This is a genomic window from Streptomyces cinereoruber (genome assembly GCF_009299385.1).
Classification (GTDB): Bacteria; Actinomycetota; Actinomycetes; order Streptomycetales; family Streptomycetaceae; genus Streptomyces; species Streptomyces bikiniensis.
This window is the reverse complement of sequence record NZ_CP023693.1, coordinates 5,910,071-5,928,284: the sequence shown is the minus strand read 5'-3', so window position 1 is coordinate 5,928,284 and position 18,214 is coordinate 5,910,071. Positions and strand designations below refer to the sequence as shown.

Here is an 18,214-nt window from a genome sequence, read left to right as displayed (position 1 = left end):
GCAGGACGGTCGAAACCGTCCTGCCCCGCCCCTTGGTCCCGGGACGGCTCCCGGGACTTCGCCGTCAGTCCTCCGCCGGCTCCAGGCGCAGCGAGATCGAGTTGATGCAGTACCGCTGGTCCGTCGGGGTCGGGTAGCCCTCGCCCTCGAAGACGTGGCCCAGGTGGGAGCCGCAGCGGGAGCAGCGGACCTCGGTGCGGACCATGCCGTGGGAGCGGTCCTCGATCAGCTCGACCGCGTCGGAGTCCTTCGGGTCGTAGAAGGACGGCCAGCCGCAGTGCGAGGAGAACTTCTCGTTCGAGGTGAACAGCTCCGCGCCGCACGCCCGGCAGGAGTAGACGCCCCGGGTGGTGGTGTCGGTGTACTCGCCGCGGAAGGCGGGCTCGGTGCCCGCCCGGCGCAGCACCTGGTACTCCGCCGGGGTCAGCTCCGCACGCCACTGCTCGTCCGGCTTCTCGACGTCGTACGCCATGGGCTCGCTCCCTCTGCTCGCGCCGCTTCCGCCGCGCGCTACTTCGACAGGTGGTCCAGGATGCGCGGGCCGAGGTCCGTGACGTCGCCCGCCCCCATGGTGAGAACGAGATCGCCGGGGCCGGCCATTCCCTCGACGATCTCGGGCACGGCACCCTTGTTGTGGACGGGCGTCACGTCGGCGCCGGCCTTCCGGGCCGCCTCGACGATCAGCTCGCTGGTGACGCCCGGGATCGGGTCCTCGCGGGCCGGGTAGATGTCCAGGACGACGGAGGCGTCCGCGAGGGCCAGCGCGTCGCCCATCTCCCTGCCCAGCTCCTGGGTGCGGGAGAACAGGTGCGGCTGGAAGACCACGAGGAGCCGGGAGTCACCGGCGGCGCCCCGCATGGCCTCCAGGTCGGCGGTCATCTCGGTGGGGTGGTGCGCGTACGAGTCGATGACCTGCACGCCCTTCGCCTCGCCCTTGAGCTGGAGGCGGCGGCCGACGCCCGTGTAGGCGGTGAGGGCCTGGGCGAGGTCCGCCGGGGCGACGCCGACGCGGGCGCCGGCGGCGAGCGCGGCGGCGGCGTTGTGGGCGTAGTGGCGGCCGGGGACGGAGACGGTGAAGGTGTGCTCGGCGCCGTCGAGGGCGACGGTCACCTCGCTCTTCATCCCGTTCGGGACGATCTTCAGGATGCGGGCGTCGGAGTCCTCGGACTCGCCGACCGTGACGATCTCCAGGCCCTCGCGGTCCGCGACCCGGCGGGCCAGCTCGCGGGCGCCCGCGTGCTCGCCGACGACCAGGGTGCCGCCGGGGCGGATCTTGGCGGCGAAGGCCTCGAAGGACTCGTAGATCTCGTCCAGGGAGGCGTAGTTCGCGTGGTGGTCCAGCTCGACGTTGAGGACGATCGCGACCTCGGGGTCGTACTTCTGGAAGCTGCGGTCGCTCTCGTCGGCCTCGGCGACGAAGACCTCGCCGTCGCCGTGCAGCGCGTTGGTGCCGGGGCCCGCCAGGTCGCCGCCGATGGCGTACGAGGGGTCCAGGCCGAGGTGGCCGAGGGCGACGGCCAGCATGGAGGTGGTCGTCGTCTTGCCGTGCGTGCCGGCGACCGCGATCGCGCGCAGGCCGTCCATGAGGGAGGCGAGCGCGTCGGAGCGGTGCACGACCGGGATGCCCAGCTCGGCGGCGCGGGCCAGCTCGGGGTTGTCGGCGCGGATGGCGCTGGAGACGACGACGGCGGAGGCGTCGTCGGCCAGGTGTTCGGCCGCGTGGCCGATGTGCACGGTGACGCCGAGGGCGCGCAGGGCCTCGGCGGTCGCGGAGTCCTTGGCGTCGCTGCCGGCGACCTTGGCGCCGCGCTGGGCGAGGACCTTCGCGATGCCCGACATTCCGGCACCGCCGATGCCGATGAAGTGCGGCCGTTCCATGGCGGCGGGAATGGCGGGTGCCATGTGGATCTCTCCCCGAGGTGTTTCGTTGGGCGTTCTTGGGTGTTCGTTGGGTGCGAGTCCCAGCCTAGTGGCTTCCTCTGTACGCGCCCGGCGGGGCACGGCCGGGCCCGCGCCCCCTGCACGGAGCGCGGGCCCGGCCGCCGTCACCGCCCGGTCACTCGCTGTGCGCGAAGAGCTTCAGGACGGGGACGCCGACCTTGTGGCGGGCCCGGGAGGCCCAGTCCCGGTGGAAGAACTCCTCCACGTAGTGCGGTGCGGTCAGGACGATGACCTCGTCCGCGCCCGCCTCCTCCACGACCGCCTTCATCTTGTCGAGCGGGTGGTTCTCGACCACCTGGCCGACCGCCTCGCAGCCGGCGTCCCTCAGGGCCCGGAGCGAGTGCTCCAGTGCCTGCTCGGCCGGAGGCCTGGCCTCCTTGCCCTCCGGCTCCTCGCCCTCCCGGGCCGCTTCCTTCAGTTCGCCCATGGCGACGTCGTCGATGGCACGCAGCAGTACATCGGCCTGGTCACCGCGCGGCTGCATCAGGACGATGAAGGACACGCCCTCGTCGCCGTGCAGCGTGGTGACGAATTCCACGTCGACGGACGTCAGGGGCTTCTCGATCATCAGAACGCTTGTGAACACCTCAGGAGCCCTTCTGCGGAAACCATCCTTCCCCGTGTTCGCACGGGGTCTGCGACAGTAAGTGTGCCCAGCGGACGGTAAGCGGAACTGCGAATTCCGCTTTTCTCAGGACCGAAGGTAGCGGGTGAAGAGGAAGCCGTCCCGCTCAAGCACGGAAGCCACCTGGAAGCGTGTCGGGACGGCCACCCGGGGGCCTCCGGCGATCCGCTGGGCGTCGCCCGCCGTCATGGTCGGCGAGATCGTCAGGCACAGCTCGTCCAGGACCCCCGCCGCCACGAACTGGCCGAGCAGCCGGGGCCCGCCCTCGGTCAGCTGGCGCCGCAGGCCCCGCTCCGTCAGGGCCGCGAGCGCGCGGGCCGGGTCCACCCGGGTCCCGTCGCCCGCGAACAGCACCTCCGCCCCCGCCTCCCGGGCCGCCCGGACCCGCCCGGCGGGCGCCGCGCTCCCGGTCAGGACCAGGGTCGGCACCAGCGGCGCGGTGAAGAGCGGCAGCGAGAAGTCCAGGTCGAGGGAGCCGGTGACGACGGCGATCACGGGAGCCGGGCCCTGCCCGGCGGCGGCCCGGCGCTCCGCGAAGGCCTCCCGCACCCGGGCGGGGCGGTACCCCTCCAGGCGTACGGTCTCCGCGCCCACCACGATCACGTCGGCGAGCCCGCGCAGGGTCCCGAAGATCCGCATGTCGGTCTCGGAGGAGAGCGGCTGGGAGCGCCCCTCGTGCTGGCCGGCACCGTCGAGCGAGGAGACCATGTTGGCCCGCAGCCAGGGGCCGGCGCCCTCCGGATAGGCGTAGGCGTCGGCGAGCGCGTCGAGGGACCAGTCGCCGTCCCCGGCCGCCCCGGCCCCACCGGCGGGTCCGGTCTCGCGGGCGGGTCCGGCGGGTGCGGTCGGCGCGGCCGGTCCGGCTGTCATGTCCGTCACAGGAAACAGGCGTCGCATCCAGGCAGTCTGACATGGCGCTTACAGTGGGGAACTGTGTCGACCCGTGCCCTCACCGAAGCCGCCCCCTCCTCCGCGGCCCCGCTCTCGCTCTGCTCCCGAGAGCCCCACGTCCCCGCCGAGCGCCTGGTGGCGGAGATGGTGCCGCCGCCGCGCTTCGACTCCGTACGCTTCGACACGTACATCCCGGACCCGAACCAGCCCAGCCAGACGCAGGCCGTCGAGGTCCTGAGCGGCTTCGCCGAGGGCCTGGGCGGGGCGCACGCCTCCGGCGCCGGGAAGCGCCGCTGGTTCGCGAGGAAGCCCGCCGCCCCCACCGGGCCGCGCGGGGTCTACCTGGACGGCGGTTACGGCGTCGGCAAGACCCACCTGCTCGCCTCGCTCTGGCACGCGACCCCCGCCGACCCCGCCCTCAAGGCCTTCGGCACCTTCGTGGAGCTGACCAACCTGGTCGGCGCGCTCGGCTTCCAGCAGACCGTGAAGACCCTGAGCGGGCACCGGCTCCTGTGCATCGACGAGTTCGAGCTGGACGACCCGGGCGACACCGTCCTCGTCTCCAGCCTCCTCGGCAAGCTGGTCGAGTCGGGCGTGGCGCTCGCCGCCACCTCCAACACGCTGCCCGGCAAGCTCGGCGAGGGCCGCTTCGCCGCCGCCGACTTCCTGCGCGAGATCCAGGGCCTCTCCGCCCACTTCCGGCCGCTGCGGATCGACGGCGAGGACTACCGCCACCGCGGCCTGCCCGAGGCCCCCGCGCCGTACTCCGACCAGACCGTCACGGAGACCGCGTACGCCACGCCGGGCGCCTCCCTGGACGACTTCCCGCACCTGCTCGAACACCTGGCCAGGGTCCACCCCAGCCGGTACGGCGCCCTGACCGACGACCTCACCGCCGTCTGCCTGACCGACGTGCGGCCCGTGCCCGACCAGTCGACCGCGCTGCGGCTGGTCGTCCTGGCCGACCGGCTCTACGACCGCGAGATACCGGTCCTCGCCTCCGGCCTGCCCTTCGACCGCCTGTTCAGCGACGAGATGCTGAACGGCGGATACCGCAAGAAGTACTTCCGGGCGATCTCGCGGCTCACCGCGCTCGCCCGCGACGCGAAGGGGCTCGTCGCGCAGTAGCTTGGGGGCCGTACCCGATCGATCGAAAGGGATTCCCCATGGCCACCGTGCGTCACGCCCACACCGTCTGGGAGGGCAACCTCCTCCAGGGTTCCGGCGTCGTCTCCCTCGACTCCTCCGGCCTCGGTTCGTACGACGTCTCCTGGCCCGCCCGGTCGGAGGAGCCGAACGGCAAGACCAGCCCGGAGGAGCTGATCGCCGCCGCGCACTCGTCCTGCTTCTCGATGGCCCTCTCCCACGGCCTCGCCGGCGCGGGCACCCCGCCCGCCCGTCTGGAGACCAAGGCCGACGTCACCTTCCAGCCCGGCGAGGGCATCACCGGCATCCACCTGACCGTGCGCGGCGACGTCCCCGGCCTGGACGAGGACGGCTTCCGGGCGGCGGCGGAGGACGCGAAGAAGAACTGCCCGGTCAGCCAGGCGCTGTCGGGCACGACCATCACGCTCACCGCCGAGCTGGGCTGACTCCGCACCTGACTTCCGGTCAGGAACAGCGCCACACGGGACAGTTGCGGCCCGCACGGTTCACGCGCCCCCGGAGTGCGTGATACACACGTGCGGGCCGCACGTCACACAGGCAACACGTGACGCGACGGAGCGTCACGTCCTGTCCTCCCCCATGGCCTTCGGCCTGGGGGTACCCCCAGGGGAGCGTTGCCCATGTCCGCAACACGACGACAGATCCTGTCCGGTGCCGGCGCGTCCGTCGCCGGGATCGCCTTCACCGGCGCCCTCTCCGAACTCTTCGCCGGAAGCGCGTCGGCCGCGTCCGGCGTCCGGGCCCCCGGCGACCGCCCGCCCCGGGGAGGCTACGGCCCCCTCGTGCCCGACCCCCGCGGCCTCCTCGACCTGCCGGCCGGCTTCCGCTACAAGGTCCTCTCCCGGCAGGGCGACCCCCTGCGCTCCGGCGAAGGACCCGTCCCGAGCAACCACGACGGCATGGGCGCCTTCCCCGGCCACCGGGGCCGGGTGCACCTGGTCCGCAACCACGAGAACAAGACCACCGGGAAGCTCGGCGTCCCGACCGTCCCCGGCCTCACGTACGACCCGGCGGCCAAGGGCGGCTGCACCGTCCTCGAACTCGACGGGCGGAACCACGTCCTCGGCGAGCGGGTCGCCGTCGCGGGCACGGCCGTCAACTGCGCGGGCGGGCCCACACCCTGGAACACCTGGCTGACCTGCGAGGAGACCGAGGACAAGGCCGGCACGAACGGCTACGCCAAGGACCACGGCTTCGTCTTCGAGGTCGACGGCGCCGACCCGCGCCGCACCGGCGCCGTCCCGCTCACCGCCCTGGGCCGCTTCCAGCACGAGGCCGTCGCCGTCGATCCGCGCAGCGGCATCGTGTACGAGACGGAGGACGCCTTCGACCGCCCCTTCGGGCTCTTCTACCGCTTCCTCCCCCGCAAGCCGCTCGGCGGCACGGGCTCGCTGCGCGCGGGCGGCGCCCTGGAGGCGATGCGGGTGCCGGGCGTCCCCGACCTCTCCGCGGTCCGGGAGACCGGCACCCGCTTCGAGGGCGTCGAGTGGGTCCCCGTACCGGACCCGCTCGCGGCCGAGACCCCGATCCGGTTCCAGGACTTCGGGCCGAAGGGCATCACGCACGCGCAGAAGCTGGAGGGCTGCTACTGGGGCGGGCGGGCCGTCTACTTCGTGTCGTCGTTCGCGCGGACCGGGGACGGCTCGGCCGCCACCCACTTCGGCCAGGTGTGGAAGTACGAGCCGCACCGGCGCCGGCTCACCCTCGTCGTGGTCTTCGGCCCGAGCACCGACATCAGGCTGCCGGGCGAGTCCCCCGACAACATCTGCCTGGCGCCGACCGGCGGCCTGATGGTCAGCGAGGACGGCGGCGGCGCGCAGCACGTCTTCGGAGTGAGCGAGCGGGGCGAGGTCTACCCGGTGGCGCGCGGGAGGCAGAACATCGGCACGCCCGAGGAGCCCGAGTGGGGCGAGTTCGCCGGGGTCACCTTCTCCCCGGACCGGAGCACGATGTACGTCAACTGCTACACGCCGGGGACGACGTTCGCGGTGACGGGCCCCTGGCACCGCTGACCCGCCCCGGCGGTCGCGGACGGCCCGGTTGCGGTGGAGGATCGGGGGCAGGAGGGCGGGACTGCGGAAGGAGCGCGAGATGCCGAAGAAGGACGAGGGCGGCAAGCGGGGGAAGCAGGAGCGGGAGGAGCGGAAGGGGCGGGGGGAGAAGCGCGGGCGGGAGGAGCGGGAGCCGGTCCTGCGGGACGTCCTGCGCGTCCCCGTGGGCGAGCCGGTGGACCTCGCCTCGTACGACGCCCGCGGCATCCCGGCCGGCCCCGCCGACAAGGCGGCCGGAACGGCCGCGACCGCTCCCCTGGGGCCGCGCCTCGCCGACCTCCAGGAGCGCCTGTACGCGTCGAGCACCGCCGGGGACCGGCGCAGACTGCTCCTGGTCCTCCAGGGCATGGACACCAGCGGCAAGGGCGGCACGGTCAAGCACGTGATCGGCTTCCTCAACCCGTCGGGCTGCCGGGTGCGCGCCTTCAAGGCCCCGACGCCGGAGGAGAGGGAGCACCCCTTCCTCTGGCGGATCGAGAAGGCGCTCCCCCTGCCGGGCGAGATCGGCATCTTCGACCGCTCGCACTACGAGGACGTCCTCGTCCCCCGCGTGCACGAACTGGTCTCCGGCTCCGAGATCAAGCGCCGCTACCGGCAGATCAACCACTTCGAGAAGGCCCTCGCGGACGACGGCGTGACGGTCGTCAAGGTCTTCCTCCACCTCTCGTACGAGGAGCAGCGCGCCCGGCTCCTCGCCCGGCTCGACGACCCCGACAAGCACTGGAAGTTCTCCACGGGCGACATCGAGGAACGGGCCCTGTGGCCGGACTACCGGAAGGCCTACGAACTGGCCCTGGAGCGCTGCGGCACGGACACGGCCCCGTGGCACGTGGTCCCGGCGGACCGCAAGTGGTACCGGAACTGGGCGATCAGCAAGCTGCTCCTGGAACACCTGGAGGCGCTGGACCCGAAGTACCCGCCGGGCGACTTCGACGTGGAGGAGAGCCGGAAGCGGCTACTGGCGTCGTGAGCGGCGCCAGTCGAGGACGGCGCGCCGCAGTTTGACGGACATCCCGAGTTCGAGGAGGTCGAGCCTCCCCCGCGCCTCCACGACGGTGAGGAGTCGGTCGAGGAGGGCGGTCTCGTCGGCGTGGGACAGCCGGGCGGCGAAGGCGGTCGTGGCCATCACGTTCTCCAGGCCTGCCGCGAGGTCCAGCAGGACGTCGATCCGGGCGCTGTCGAGCTCCCGGATCTTCCGGCCGAGTTCCAGGTCCTCGTGCCGTTCGTCCAGCGGACGGCCGGCGGAGGTGGTGAGGACGGCGTCCGCCAGGTCGGGCCTGCCGTGCTCCACGAGTCCGGCGGAGACCCGGAGACCGAACGGATCGGACTCGCGCCATCCGCCGAGCACCGTCCTCACCTGATCCAGCTCCTCCAGGGAGGAACCCTCGATCAACGCGGCCGCCACCAAGGCGACCGCGTCCGTGTCGCTCCGCACCCGCTCCAACGCTTTGGCCAGCACCAAGTCGCTCACGTGGAAGGAGCCGGACCCTGAGGCACGAAGCCGCTGGTGGACGAGGGCCGCGTTGCGGACGGTCACCCGTGCGGCGACCGCGGACGTCCACGCCTCCGTCATGGAGAAGTGGCCCGGCCGGCGCGTCATCTCCGGAACGAGGGCGAGGACGTCCTCCAAGGGGCGCAGCCGCACGGCGTCCACGGCGAACGTCTCCGCGGGCACCGGTCCCGCCTCGTCCTCCGCCAGCCACCGCAGCAGCTCCACGACCTCCTCCAGCGGACGCGACGCCGCCGCCTCGGTCAGCTCCCGCGCCACCTCCGGGAAGTCCTCGGCCTCCGTCATCGCGACGATCTGCCGCTTGAAGTCGTCCAGGGGCAGTTCTCCCGTCCCGCCCGCCGGGCGCCGCCGCGACAGCTCCTCCTCAAGGCGCAGCACCGTCCCCCGCAGCTCCTCCCCCCGCCGCTCGGCCTCGAGGCGCAGCCGTTCCGCGTCCGCCAGGTCCTCGCGGAGCCGGGCGATCTCGGACCGCAGTTCCTCCTGGGAGCGGGCGAGGGCGGTGCGCTCGGCGCCCCAGTCCAGGCGGAGGCGGGTGAGGTCGTCGGCGACGGCGCGGACCTCGGACTGCTTGTGCTCCAGGAGCACGTGCAGGGCCTCGATGTTGCGGTTCACCCGCTCCGCGTCCCGCCGCGAGCGGGCCAGCTCGCCCCGGAGCGTCTCCAGCTCGTACTCCGCCGGGTTGCAGGCCCGCAGCGCCTCCAGGCGCCGGCTCCGGATCGCCTCCCTGGCGTCCGGCTGGAGGGGCGCGCCGACGTGCTCCTCGACCTCCCGGACCAGCCGGTCGACGAACTCCTGGGGCGCCAGTCTCCGGCCGCTCAGGTAACGGGAGACGGCGGACTTGTCGAGGTGGACGCGGTACGCGTACTGGCTCTGCGTGATGCCCAGCCTGTTGAACAGGCCCGTCAACTCGTTGCCGAGCGCCGCAACTTCGGCGATCCCGCCCCGCTCGACCTCCGACGATCCGCCCCGCGTACGCGCCACTTCGGTCATGGTGCCCCTCCCCCGGACCCGTTGACACCGCACCGGCAACGGTTGCGGCTTTCGCAACGTACCCGACCCGGCCGACGGTGAGGACTCGTCCACCTCCTACTGAAGGAATCCGATGCTTGCCCTCCGCCGGGCCCAGCGCGCCCTGATCGTCCTCGTCGCGACCGTCCCCCTCCTCCTCGTGACCCTCGCCTTCCTGCCCGCCCTGCTCGTCCTCCCCTTCCGCCGCGAGCGGGCCGCGCACGCCCAGGCGATGGTGCGTCAGCTGAGCGTGTGGACCCGGGTGCTCCTCCTGTCGAGTCGCGAGCGATGAACCATCCGAAAACCATCCGATCGGATAACTTCCGACTGTGAACATTTATGTACGAAAAGTGGCGGTGCTCGGTCTTCTGGGCGCCGCCCTCGTCGGCTGCGGCGAAGGGGCCGTCCCGAAGGCCGCGAGCACGCCGGCGACCGGTGACACCCCCTCGCCCCGGGCGAGCACGACCGCCGCCGCCCGCCCCAAGCCCGGCGCCGAGCCCGCCGCCGCGCCGACCATGGCACCCGGGCCCAACGGGCTCACGCCCGTCTACACGCGCCGGGCCGCGAGTTCCCCGCAGAGCGCCGAGAAGGTCGTGGCGCTCACCTTCGACGCCGACATGACGGCCGACCAGGGGCCCCGGGCCGCACGCGGCGAGCGCTTCGACAACCCGGAGCTGATCGCGACCCTGCGCCGCCTGAAGGTGGACGCGACCGTCTTCATGACGGGCCGCTGGGCGGAGGAGTACCCCGACCAGGCCCGGTCCATCGGCGGCGACCCGCTCTTCGAGATCGCCAACCACTCGTACAGCCACTACGCCTTCGCGTCCCCCTGCTACGGTCTGCCCACCGTCGCCGGGCCCGACATGGCGGCGGACGTGCGGCGCGCCTTCGACGCCTTCCGGGACGCCGGGGCCGTCAACGTCGTCCCGTACTTCCGCTTCCCCGGCGGCTGCTACGACGACGCGGCCCTGCGCTCCCTCGGCCCCGCCGGGGTGACGGCGGTCCAGTGGGACGTGGTCGGCGGGGACGCCTTCGCGAAGGACGCGGACGCGGTCGCCGAGCAGGTGCTCGACGGCGTGAGGCCCGGTTCGCTGGTGGTCCTGCACTGCACGCGGAGCGCCGCGCCCGCCACCGAGCGGGCGATCCGCCGGATCGTCCCGGAGCTGCGGGCCCGCGGCTACCGCTTCGTGAAGGTCTCGGAGCTGATGAGGGGCTGAGGGATCTCAGCCGGAGCAGGCCGTGCGCTGGGCCTCCTGCCACTCGCACACCGGGCAGAGCGTGATGCCCTTGGCCGACTCCGGGTACTCGGTCGGCTCCTGGCACAGCACGCAGGCGGCGAAGGGACCCTCGGTGGCCGGCTCGGGCCTCGGGGCGGGCTCGGGGGCGCAGTACGACGCGGAGACGGGCGCGGACGCGTGCGCGGGCGTGGACTCGGTCATACGTCCGAGCCTACTCCCGGCGCGCTCACTCCAGGCGTGCCGTGGCGCGGCAGGCGAGGGTCGCCGCCGCTGCCGCGAGGAGCAGGGCGCCCGCGAAGGCGGGCCAGGGCGGGTCGGCGGTCGCCGTGCGGGCCCCGGCGGTCAGGGCCGTCATGGCGTGCTTCGCCGGGGAGCCGGTGACCACGAAGGCGAGGAGGGAGCCGAGGACCAGGGCCGAGAGGGACCAGCCGGAGGCCTTGAGGAAGGGCCGGGAGGCCAGCGCGCCCACGGCGGCGCCCGTGAGGGCGCAGGCCAGCGCCGCGAGGAGCCCGGTGACGGCCGCGGCGGGGACCGGGATCCCGCGCCGGTCGCTCACGAGCGTCACGAGGAGGACGGCGACCGTGCCGGGCAGCAGCGGCCAGGCGGTCCCGGCGAGGAACGCCGCGAGGTGGGCGCGGTTCCGGCCGGCGGCGGCCGCGACCACGTTCCGGGCGGCGGGCGGCTCCTGGGTGAGGCAGATCCGCACCGTCCAGGCCGTCACCGGGAGCAGGGCGGCGGCGGTGAACCCGAGCGCGTCGAGCACGGGTTCGGCCGCCTGGACGCCGACGCCGATGAAGACCGCGTACAGCAGGAGCGGCGCGAGCCACCGCTGCGAGCGGAAGAGGAGACCCGACTGGTAGCGCAGCAGCGCGGTCATGTCCGCACGTCTCCTTCGGGGACGTCGGGGATTTCGGGAACGTCGGCCTTCGCCGTACGGAGCTGGTGGACGTGCCAGGAGGCCGCGAGGAGCGCCCCGAGCAGGGCGTCGGAGCGGTCCGCGTCCACGGTGAGGACGGTGGTGCCGTCGGGGCCGGGCGCGACGGCCGGGTCCCCCGGCAGCCGGCCGGGGAGCGCGGACCCGCCGGAGACGGTGATCCGCACGGGGGCCTCCGGGGCCCGCGCCGCCGGTTCCCGCCCCGGCAGCACCCGGCCCGCCCCCACCTCGTACACCGCGCCCGTCTCGCCCCGCAGCCGGCGCGGGTCGTGGTCGACGAAGACGACCGTCGCGCCCGCCGCGACGCGTTCGCGGACGGCGACGTCGAGTGCGGCGCGGGCCCCGGCGTCGAGACCGGTCCAGGCCTCGTCGAGGACGAGGAGGGCCGGGTCGGCGAGGAGCGCCTGCGCGACGGCGACCTTCTGGCTCGTGCCCTTGGAGAGCTCCGCGAGCCCGGTACGGGCGTGCCCGCCGGCCCCGAAGCGCTCCAGCCACTCCCCCGCGCGGGCCCGGGCGGCCGTCCGGCCGAGGCCCTGGACGCGGCCGAGGTGGACCAGGTAGCCGAGGGCCGTGAACGGCAGCGCGGCGGGGAAGCGCTCGGGGACGTACGCGGTGCGGGCGGGCCGTCCGGTGACGCGTCCCTCGGTGGGCGCGTCGATGCCGGCGAGCAGCCGGAGCAGGGTGGACTTGCCGGTGCCGTTGGTGCCGGTGACCCGGACGAGGGCGGCGGCGGGCAGGTCGAGGTCGATCCCGCGCAGCACCCACGGCCCCCGCGGGCCGTGCCGGCGCCCGACCCCCTCCAGCCTCACCCGGCCGTCCCCGGGGGCGGGCCGTTCCCCGGCGGAAAGATCGCTCCTCATGGGGGCATCCTGGCGTGGAAGCGGCGATCCCCACAAAACCGCTCGTCACGGCGCCGGTGACGGTGCTCGTGACCGCGATGGCAGACTTGCCCGGTGAGCAGCGACGAGACCGATTCCCGCGACGAGAGGCCGCAGTTCGTCCTCCCCCTGGTGGTACGGATCGAGCGCGACGCGCCCCCGGCCCGCACCGACGCCCTGGAGACCGCGGCGCGGGCCGTCCTGGAGCTCCTGACCGACGGGCGTTCCACCGGCGAGGGCGAGTGGGCGCGGGCCGTGGCCGACTGGCAGGACGCCCGTATCCGCAAGGTGGTGCGCCGGGCGCGCGGCGCCGAGTGGCGGCGGGCGTGCGCGCTCCCCGGCATCACGGTCACCGGCACGGAGGCCGAGGTGCGGGTCTTCCCGCCGGTCCCGCTCGACGGCTGGCCCAAGGACCTGGCCCGCCTCCAGGTCTCGGGCACCGACCTCGACGACCCGGCCGCCCCCGGTCCCGCCCCGGAGGGCGCGGCGGTCCTCTGGTTCAACCCCGACCTGGACATGTCGGCCGGCAAGTCGATGGCCCAGGCGGGCCACGGCGCGCAGCTGCTCTGGTGGGCCATGCCGGACGCCGAGCGCACGGCCTGGCGCGAGGCGGGCTTCCCCCTCGCCGTCCGCACCGCCCCGGCCGCCGACTGGCCCGCCCTCACCACGAGCGGCCTCCCGGTCGTCCGCGACGCGGGCTTCACGGAGATCGCCCCGGGCTCGGCCACGGTCGTGTCGGCGTTCCCCCGCACCGGCTGAGACGGCGGCCGGGGGCCCCGGACCCTCCGAAACCTCAAATGAAGCTCTGAACGTCGGCGTTCCGGGGTTCGGGCGTCCCCGGACGGGCCATCACTGGGGAACTGAGGACCGAAGGAGGGGGACATGACGGAACTCGGCATCGGCATCGGCTGGCGTCCCGAGATCGCGGAGGCGGTGGAGGGGCTGTCCGGGCTCGACTGGGTGGAGGTCGTCGCGGAGAACATCTGCGCGGACCACCTGCCCGACTCCCTGACCCGGCTGCGGCGGCGCGGCGTCACGGTCGTGCCGCACGGGGTGTCGCTCGGGCTCGGCGGCGCGGACCGGCCGGACCCGGCGCGGCTCGCGGCGCTCGGCGAGAAGGCGGTGGCGCTGGGGGCGCCGCTGGTCACGGAGCACATCGCGTTCGTACGGGCCGGAGGGGCGCTCACCGCGTCCCCGGCGCTGGAGGCGGGCCACCTGCTGCCCGTGCCCCGCACCCGCGACGCCCTCGACGTGCTCTGCGAGAACGTGCGCATCGCGCAGGACGCGCTGCCCGTGCCGCTCGCCCTGGAGAACATCGCCGCCCTGATCTCCTGGCCGGGCGAGGAGATGACGGAGGGGCGGTTCCTCGCGGAGCTGGTGGAGCGCACCGGGGTGCGGCTCCTCATCGACGTCGCCAACCTGCACACCAACCACGTCAACCGCGGCGAGGACCCGGCCCGGGCCCTGTCCGAACTGCCCGTCGAGGCCATCGCGTACGTGCACGTGGCGGGCGGTGTCGAGCGGGACGGCGTCTGGCACGACACCCACGCCCACCCGGTGCCCCGCCCGGTCCTCGACGTCCTCGCCGACCTCGCGTCCCGGGTCTCGCCGCCCGGGGTGCTCCTGGAGCGGGACGACGACTTCCCCCCGGCGGAGGAGCTGGCGGAGGAACTGGCCGTGATCCGGGCGACGGTGGCGGGAGCGTCGGTGGCCGGGGCGTCCGTCGGCCGGAGCGCGGCGGCGGAGAAGTCCGCCGGTCGGCCGCTGCTCATCGGCGCCGGCGCCCGCGTCTCCGGCGGGCCGATGCCCGGCGCCGTCGCGGACGCTCCCCCGGCGGTACCGGAGGCCGTCGCACCCGTGCCCGTACGGGGCGGGGGCGCCCGGCAGCCGTCCGGAACCCCCTCCGTCGAAGGCGCGCGGCAGCGGCTCGGGCTCGCGCAGGCCTCGCTGCTCTCGGCCCTGGTGGCCGGGACGCCCGTGCCCGAGGGGTTCGACAGCCGGCGGATCGGGGTGCAGAGCCGGGCGCTCGCCGCCAAGCGGGCCGGGGTGGTCGCCAAGGTCGCGCCGGAGCTGCCCGGGATCCTGGGCCGGGAGTTCCGGCCCGCGTTCCTCGCGTACGCCCGGTCCCGTCCCATGAGCGGCGGCTACCGCCGGGACGCGCTCGACTTCGCCGAGCACCTGCTGCTCGCCGGGCGCCCGGAGGACCCGGCCGCGCACCGCCTGCTCACCCGGTGGTGGCAGGACCGTTCCGGCAGCCGCCCGCCGGGCCCCGCCACGCGGCTCCTCCGGGCCGCCCGCCACGCACTCGTACGGAGATGACCATGGGCCTCCTGCTCGCCCTCCTCTACCTCGCGGGCGCCGCCGCGATCGTCCTGCTGGTCACCCGGGTCGTCCGGTCACGGGGCGGCTCCGGCGGCCCGGTCCACGACCGGTACGAGGCCGCGTTCCTCAACGGCGGGCCCGCCCGGGTCGCCGACAGCGCCCTCGCCGCCCTCCAGGCGGACGGCCGGATCGCGGTCGGCGGGCCCGGCATCGTGGCCGTCGTCCGCCCCACCGCGCGCGACCTGGTGGAGCGCGCGGTGCTCCAGGAGCACGCCGCCGCCCCGCACGGGGCCCTGCACCACCTGCGGCTCGCCGTGATGCGGCACCCGGCGGTGCAGGAGATCGGCGACGGCCTCGCGGAGCGCGGGCTGCTCGTGGACCCGGCCGCGCGGCGCACGACGGTCTGGTGGTGCGCCGGGACCGGCATCGCGGCGTTCCTCCTGTTCCCGGTCTCGATCTTCCTCACGATCGTCGACTTCGCGACGAACGACGGGTTCTCGGTGCCGTTCGTCGTCAAGGTGCTGCCGCTGATGCTCGCCCTCGGGATCACGGCCGGCGTCTGCGGTTCGGTCTCCGCCGGGCGGATCACCCCGGCCGGGCGTGGCGCGCTCACCTCGTACGGGCGCGAGCGGGGGCACCTCGCGGACGCCGGCACCCTCGTGGCCCTGCACGGGCTGCGGGCGCTGCCCGACCCCGTACTCCGGGAGCAGCTCCTCGCGGCGGCCCGGGTCAACGGGCCGCGGGGGTCCCGGCGCGGCGGGCGTCCGGGGCCGTTCCCGCACCACCACTCCTCCTCGTCCTCCTCGGGGACGGACGGGTTCGGCGTGGTCGCCGTGTGGTGCGCGGACTCCGGCTCGTGCGGCGGAGGGGACGGGGGCGGCCGGGGCGCCTGCTCGTCGGGCTCGTGCTCCTCCGGTTCCTGCTCGGCAGGTGGCTCCGGTTGCGGCGGGGGCTCCGGCGGCGGTGCCGGCAGCTGTGGCGGGGGTTCCAGCTCGTGTTCGAGTTCGAGCTCCAGCTCGTGCTCAAGCTCCAGTTCGAGCTCGTGTTCCAGCTCCAGCAGCTGACCGCCCGTACGGACCGGTCCCGGTAAAGCCGTACGGACCGGTCCCGGGAAAAGGCCCCGGAAATGACGCCGGTGCGGCGCGCGTGACGCGCGCCGCACCAGGAGCCGGACCCGGTGTCGCTGGAGCGGCGGGCGGATGGGGTCCGCCGGCCGTCTGATCTTCCGGGTCGGGGGATGGCGCGCCCGGCCGGGAGCCGGGCCGCCACCAGGTTTTCGTACGGCCGTCAGGCCAGGCCCGCCACCAGGTCGGCGACGCTCTTGCGGCGGCCGGTGAAGAACGGGACCTCCTCGCGGACGTGCATCCGCGCCTCGGAGGCGCGCAGGTGGCGCATGAGGTCCACGATGCGGTGCAGCTCGTCGGCCTCGAAGGCGAGGATCCACTCGTAGTCGCCGAGCGAGAAGGAGGCGACCGTGTTGGCACGGACGTCCGGGTAGCCGCGGGCCATCTTGCCGTGGTCGGCGAGCATCCGGCGGCGGTCCTCGTCCGGCAGCAGGTACCAGTCGTACGAGCGGACGAAGGGGTAGACCGAGACGTAGTCGCGCGGGTTCTCGTCGGCCAGGAAGGCCGGGATGTGCGACTTGTTGAACTCGGCCGGGCGGTGCAGCGCCATGTTCGACCAGACCGGCTCCAGGGCGCGGCCCAGGCGGGTGCGGCGGAAGAGGCTGTACGCCTCCTGGAGCTCGTCGCTCGTCTCGGCGTGCCACCAGATCATGACGTCGGCGTCGGCGCGCAGACCGGAGAGGTCGTACGTGCCCCGGATCGTGATGTCCTTGGCCGCGAGCCGGTCGAACAGCTCCTGGACCTCGTCGGCGTAGCCGCTCCGGTCCTCGGGCAGGACGTCGCGCAGCTTGAAGACGGACCACAGGGTGTAGCGGATGACCTCGTTGAGGTCCTTCGCCTTCTTACCGGCGTTCGGGATCTTTTCGGGCGCACTCATACGCCTATTCTCGCCCTTCACGAGGAGTGCCCCGCACCGGGGGGCGCCGTTTCCGACGTGGCGATGATCTCGTCGGCGCGGCCGGGGGTCCCGCCGGTGAGCGCGCCCGCGATCTCGTCGGCCGCGCGGTGCGCCGAGGCGATGCAGGCGGGGATGCCGACGCCGTCGTACGCGGCGCCCGCGATCCGCAGTCCGGGCAGGGCGGCGACGGCCTCGCGGACGCGGGCGACGCGGGCGAGGTGGCCGACCGGGTACTGGGGCAGGCCGCCGGCCCAGCGGGTGACCACGGTGGCGACGGGCCGGGCGGCGAGGCCGACGGCGGCGGCGAGGTCCTCGAGGGAGGCGTCCACGAGGTCGGCGTCCTCGCGGCGCAGCTGCTCCTCCTCGCCGTGGCGGCCGACGGAGGTGCGCAGCACGAACAGGTCGGGGGCGGCGTCGGCGACCCACCGCCACTTCTGCGAGGAGAAGGTGGAGGCCTTGATCGTGCGGCCGTCGACGGGGGGCACGAGGAAGCCGGAGCCGGCCGGGAGGGACACGTCCGCGCGGCGGAACGCGAGGGTGACCAGGGCCATCGAGGCGTACTCGATCGCTCCGAGCCCGCTCGCGGCGGCGGGGGCGTGCTCCGCGAGGAGCGCGGCGGCGGGCCCGGCGGGGGTGGCCAGGAGGACGGCGTCGGCGGTGAGGACCCGGTCGCCGGCCACCACCTGCCAGCCGGTGGCCCCGGTGCGGCGCAGCGCCGTCACGGGGGTGTTCGGGACGATCTCGCCGCCGGCGGCGCGGACCGCGCCGGCGACCGCGCCGGGCAGGGTGCCGACGCCGCCCTCGACACCGGCGAAGACCGAGCCGCCGAGGCCGGTGGCGGCGCCCGCCGCGTCGGCCGGGACGGCGGCGCCGGCCCGCTGGACGGCGCGGACGGCGTCGGTGAGCGTGGGGTGCGCACGGGCGGCCTCGAAGAGGGCGGGAACGGCGGCCCGCATGGAGATGCGGTGGGCGTCCCCGGCGTACACCCCGCCGAGGAGGGGTTCCACGAGGCGGTCGACGACCTCGGGGCCCATCCGGGCGGCGACGTACGCGCCGATGGCGACGTCGTCCCCGATCACGGTGGGCGGCAGGTCGGGGTCGGCGGCGATCCGGCGCACGCCCTCCTCGGAGAGCAGGCCCTCGACCGCGCGGGCGTCGCCGGGGACGCCCATGACGTGCCCCTTCGGCATGGGGACGAGGTCGCCCCGGGACCAGACGGACGCGGTGGTGGTGGCGGGGGCCTGGAGCCGGTCGCCGAGGCCGACGGCGCGGGCGAGGGCGACCGCCTCGGGGCGGCGGGCGAGCAGCGACTCGGCGCCGAGGTCCACGGGGGCGCCCGCGACCTCCCCGGCGAGGAGCTTGCCGCCGAGCCGGCCGTCCGCTTCGAGGAGGGTCACCCGGTGGCCGGCGAGGGCCAGCCGGTGGGCGGCGGCGAGGCCGGTGATCCCGCCCCCGGCGACGACGACGTGGGGTGCCGTGGTGTCCGCGTTCATGGGGCCACTCTCTCAAACCGCCCGTCCGCTTCCGTTCCGAGGCCGGACCGTGACCGCATCGCTACCGCCGGACGGCAACCCGCGCCGCCGGGTCGTACGTCAAAGGGGCATCGATCGTCACCACCTTGGGGGGT

19 protein-coding genes are annotated in these 18,214 nt (G+C 74.5%); 9 read left to right on the top strand and 10 right to left on the bottom strand.

What is annotated here, in order from left to right; translation table 11 throughout:
• Positions 1–64: 64 nt before the first annotated feature.
• The 4 genes from msrB to CP977_RS26705 form a co-directional block, all read right to left on the bottom strand.
• Positions 65–472, bottom strand: coding sequence for a peptide-methionine (R)-S-oxide reductase MsrB (gene msrB / locus CP977_RS26720; RefSeq protein WP_062751691.1), 408 nt, complete (start codon positions 470–472; stop codon positions 65–67).
• A gap of 38 nt (positions 473–510) precedes the next feature.
• Positions 511–1,902 carry a UDP-N-acetylmuramate--L-alanine ligase gene (murC, locus tag CP977_RS26715; RefSeq protein WP_152370941.1) on the bottom strand — a complete coding sequence of 464 codons (1,392 nt, stop codon included), beginning with the start codon at positions 1,900–1,902 and terminating at the stop codon, positions 511–513.
• Between the two features lie 154 nt (positions 1,903–2,056).
• Entirely contained in the window at positions 2,057–2,527 is a 471-nt protein-coding gene (locus CP977_RS26710; protein WP_079130980.1) for an indole-3-glycerol phosphate synthase, read from the bottom strand.
• Positions 2,528–2,632: 105 nt separating this feature from the next.
• Complete coding sequence (locus tag CP977_RS26705) at positions 2,633–3,463, bottom strand: pyrimidine reductase family protein (protein WP_152370940.1); 831 nt, start codon at positions 3,461–3,463, stop codon at positions 2,633–2,635.
• Positions 3,464–3,499: 36 nt separating this feature from the next.
• Between CP977_RS26705 and zapE the strand changes: the two genes are divergently transcribed.
• The 4 genes from zapE (at position 3,500) to CP977_RS26685 (ending at position 7,645) form a co-directional block, all read left to right on the top strand.
• On the top strand, positions 3,500–4,585 hold the full coding sequence (gene zapE / locus CP977_RS26700; RefSeq protein ID WP_109184263.1) for a cell division protein ZapE: 1,086 nt from the start codon (positions 3,500–3,502) through the stop codon (positions 4,583–4,585).
• 38 nt (positions 4,586–4,623) lie between these two features.
• The gene (locus CP977_RS26695) at positions 4,624–5,049 is read left to right on the top strand and encodes an OsmC family protein (protein WP_062751696.1); all 426 of its coding nucleotides are present in this window, start codon (positions 4,624–4,626) and stop codon (positions 5,047–5,049) included.
• A 195-nt stretch (positions 5,050–5,244) separates the two neighbouring features.
• On the top strand, positions 5,245–6,636 hold the full coding sequence (locus tag CP977_RS26690; protein ID WP_152370939.1) for an alkaline phosphatase PhoX: 1,392 nt from the start codon (positions 5,245–5,247) through the stop codon (positions 6,634–6,636).
• Between the two features lie 79 nt (positions 6,637–6,715).
• The gene (locus CP977_RS26685) at positions 6,716–7,645 is read left to right on the top strand and encodes a polyphosphate kinase 2 family protein (protein WP_109184262.1); all 930 of its coding nucleotides are present in this window, start codon (positions 6,716–6,718) and stop codon (positions 7,643–7,645) included.
• Here CP977_RS26685 and CP977_RS26680 read toward each other — a convergent pair.
• Positions 7,631–9,175 (bottom strand): helix-turn-helix domain-containing protein, encoded by a 1,545-nt coding sequence (locus tag CP977_RS26680; protein ID WP_152370938.1) that lies wholly within the window; start codon positions 9,173–9,175, stop codon positions 7,631–7,633. The genes CP977_RS26685 and CP977_RS26680 overlap by 15 nt on opposite strands.
• Positions 9,176–9,287: 112 nt before the next feature.
• Between CP977_RS26680 and CP977_RS26675 the strand changes: the two genes are divergently transcribed.
• Together CP977_RS26675 and CP977_RS26670 are read left to right on the top strand one after the other, a co-directional pair.
• Positions 9,288–9,485 carry a hypothetical protein gene (locus tag CP977_RS26675; RefSeq protein WP_152370937.1) on the top strand — a complete coding sequence of 66 codons (198 nt, stop codon included), beginning with the start codon at positions 9,288–9,290 and terminating at the stop codon, positions 9,483–9,485.
• 58 nt (positions 9,486–9,543) lie between these two features.
• The gene (locus CP977_RS26670) at positions 9,544–10,410 is read left to right on the top strand and encodes a polysaccharide deacetylase family protein (protein ID WP_062751701.1); all 867 of its coding nucleotides are present in this window, start codon (positions 9,544–9,546) and stop codon (positions 10,408–10,410) included.
• A 6-nt stretch (positions 10,411–10,416) separates the two neighbouring features.
• Here the strand turns inward: CP977_RS26670 and CP977_RS26665 are convergent, their stop codons facing one another.
• The 3 genes from CP977_RS26665 to CP977_RS26655 are packed head-to-tail and all read right to left on the bottom strand — an operon-like array spanning position 10,417 to position 12,174.
• Positions 10,417–10,632, bottom strand: a complete 216-nt coding sequence (locus CP977_RS26665) for a hypothetical protein (protein ID WP_062751702.1) — start codon at positions 10,630–10,632, stop codon at positions 10,417–10,419.
• Positions 10,633–10,657: 25 nt separating this feature from the next.
• Entirely contained in the window at positions 10,658–11,308 is a 651-nt protein-coding gene (locus tag CP977_RS26660) for an ABC transporter (RefSeq protein ID WP_152370936.1), read from the bottom strand.
• Positions 11,305–12,174 (bottom strand): ABC transporter ATP-binding protein, encoded by an 870-nt coding sequence (locus tag CP977_RS26655; RefSeq protein WP_152371644.1) that lies wholly within the window; start codon positions 12,172–12,174, stop codon positions 11,305–11,307. Before CP977_RS26655 ends, CP977_RS26660 begins: the two co-directional genes overlap by 4 nt.
• Positions 12,175–12,318: 144 nt before the next feature.
• Here CP977_RS26655 and CP977_RS26650 point away from each other — a divergent pair, with 144 nt between their 5' ends.
• From CP977_RS26650 to CP977_RS26640, 3 genes are all read left to right on the top strand, one after another.
• On the top strand, positions 12,319–13,002 hold the full coding sequence (locus CP977_RS26650) for a peptidyl-tRNA hydrolase (RefSeq protein ID WP_062751704.1): 684 nt from the start codon (positions 12,319–12,321) through the stop codon (positions 13,000–13,002).
• Between the two features lie 123 nt (positions 13,003–13,125).
• Positions 13,126–14,562, top strand: coding sequence for an MbnB/TglH/ChrH family RiPP precursor modification enzyme (locus CP977_RS26645; RefSeq protein WP_152370935.1), 1,437 nt, complete (start codon positions 13,126–13,128; stop codon positions 14,560–14,562).
• Complete coding sequence (locus CP977_RS26640; protein WP_183953356.1) at positions 14,559–15,629, top strand: TIGR04222 domain-containing membrane protein; 1,071 nt, start codon at positions 14,559–14,561, stop codon at positions 15,627–15,629. Before CP977_RS26645 ends, CP977_RS26640 begins: the two co-directional genes overlap by 4 nt.
• 223 nt (positions 15,630–15,852) lie before the next feature.
• Here the strand turns inward: CP977_RS26640 and hemQ are convergent, their stop codons facing one another.
• The gene (gene hemQ / locus CP977_RS26635) at positions 15,853–16,566 is read right to left on the bottom strand and encodes a hydrogen peroxide-dependent heme synthase (RefSeq protein WP_062751707.1); all 714 of its coding nucleotides are present in this window, start codon (positions 16,564–16,566) and stop codon (positions 15,853–15,855) included.
• A 17-nt stretch (positions 16,567–16,583) separates the two neighbouring features.
• Positions 16,584–18,080 (bottom strand): protoporphyrinogen oxidase, encoded by a 1,497-nt coding sequence (gene hemG, locus CP977_RS26630; RefSeq protein ID WP_152370934.1) that lies wholly within the window; start codon positions 18,078–18,080, stop codon positions 16,584–16,586.
• Positions 18,081–18,214: the final 134 nt, after the last annotated feature.

Bases quoted from the DNA above. Each gene is read 5' to 3' on its own strand.
- CP977_RS26690 (WP_152370939.1), top strand. From the start codon at position 5,245: ATGTCCGCAACACGACGACAGATCCTGTCCGGTGCCGGCGCGTCCGTC.
- CP977_RS26660 (WP_152370936.1), bottom strand. From the start codon at position 11,308: ATGACCGCGCTGCTGCGCTACCAGTCGGGTCTCCTCTTCCGCTCGCAG.
- CP977_RS26680 (WP_152370938.1), bottom strand. From the start codon at position 9,175: ATGACCGAAGTGGCGCGTACGCGGGGCGGATCGTCGGAGGTCGAGCGG.
- CP977_RS26695 (WP_062751696.1), top strand. From the start codon at position 4,624: ATGGCCACCGTGCGTCACGCCCACACCGTCTGGGAGGGCAACCTCCTC.
- CP977_RS26640 (WP_183953356.1), top strand. From the start codon at position 14,559: ATGACCATGGGCCTCCTGCTCGCCCTCCTCTACCTCGCGGGCGCCGCC.
- CP977_RS26675 (WP_152370937.1), top strand. From the start codon at position 9,288: ATGCTTGCCCTCCGCCGGGCCCAGCGCGCCCTGATCGTCCTCGTCGCG.
- murC (WP_152370941.1), bottom strand. From the start codon at position 1,902: ATGGCACCCGCCATTCCCGCCGCCATGGAACGGCCGCACTTCATCGGC.
- CP977_RS26705 (WP_152370940.1), bottom strand. From the start codon at position 3,463: ATGCGACGCCTGTTTCCTGTGACGGACATGACAGCCGGACCGGCCGCG.
- CP977_RS26685 (WP_109184262.1), top strand. From the start codon at position 6,716: ATGCCGAAGAAGGACGAGGGCGGCAAGCGGGGGAAGCAGGAGCGGGAG.
- CP977_RS26665 (WP_062751702.1), bottom strand. From the start codon at position 10,632: ATGACCGAGTCCACGCCCGCGCACGCGTCCGCGCCCGTCTCCGCGTCG.
- msrB (WP_062751691.1), bottom strand. From the start codon at position 472: ATGGCGTACGACGTCGAGAAGCCGGACGAGCAGTGGCGTGCGGAGCTG.
- CP977_RS26645 (WP_152370935.1), top strand. From the start codon at position 13,126: ATGACGGAACTCGGCATCGGCATCGGCTGGCGTCCCGAGATCGCGGAG.
- hemQ (WP_062751707.1), bottom strand. From the start codon at position 16,566: ATGAGTGCGCCCGAAAAGATCCCGAACGCCGGTAAGAAGGCGAAGGAC.
- hemG (WP_152370934.1), bottom strand. From the start codon at position 18,080: ATGAACGCGGACACCACGGCACCCCACGTCGTCGTCGCCGGGGGCGGG.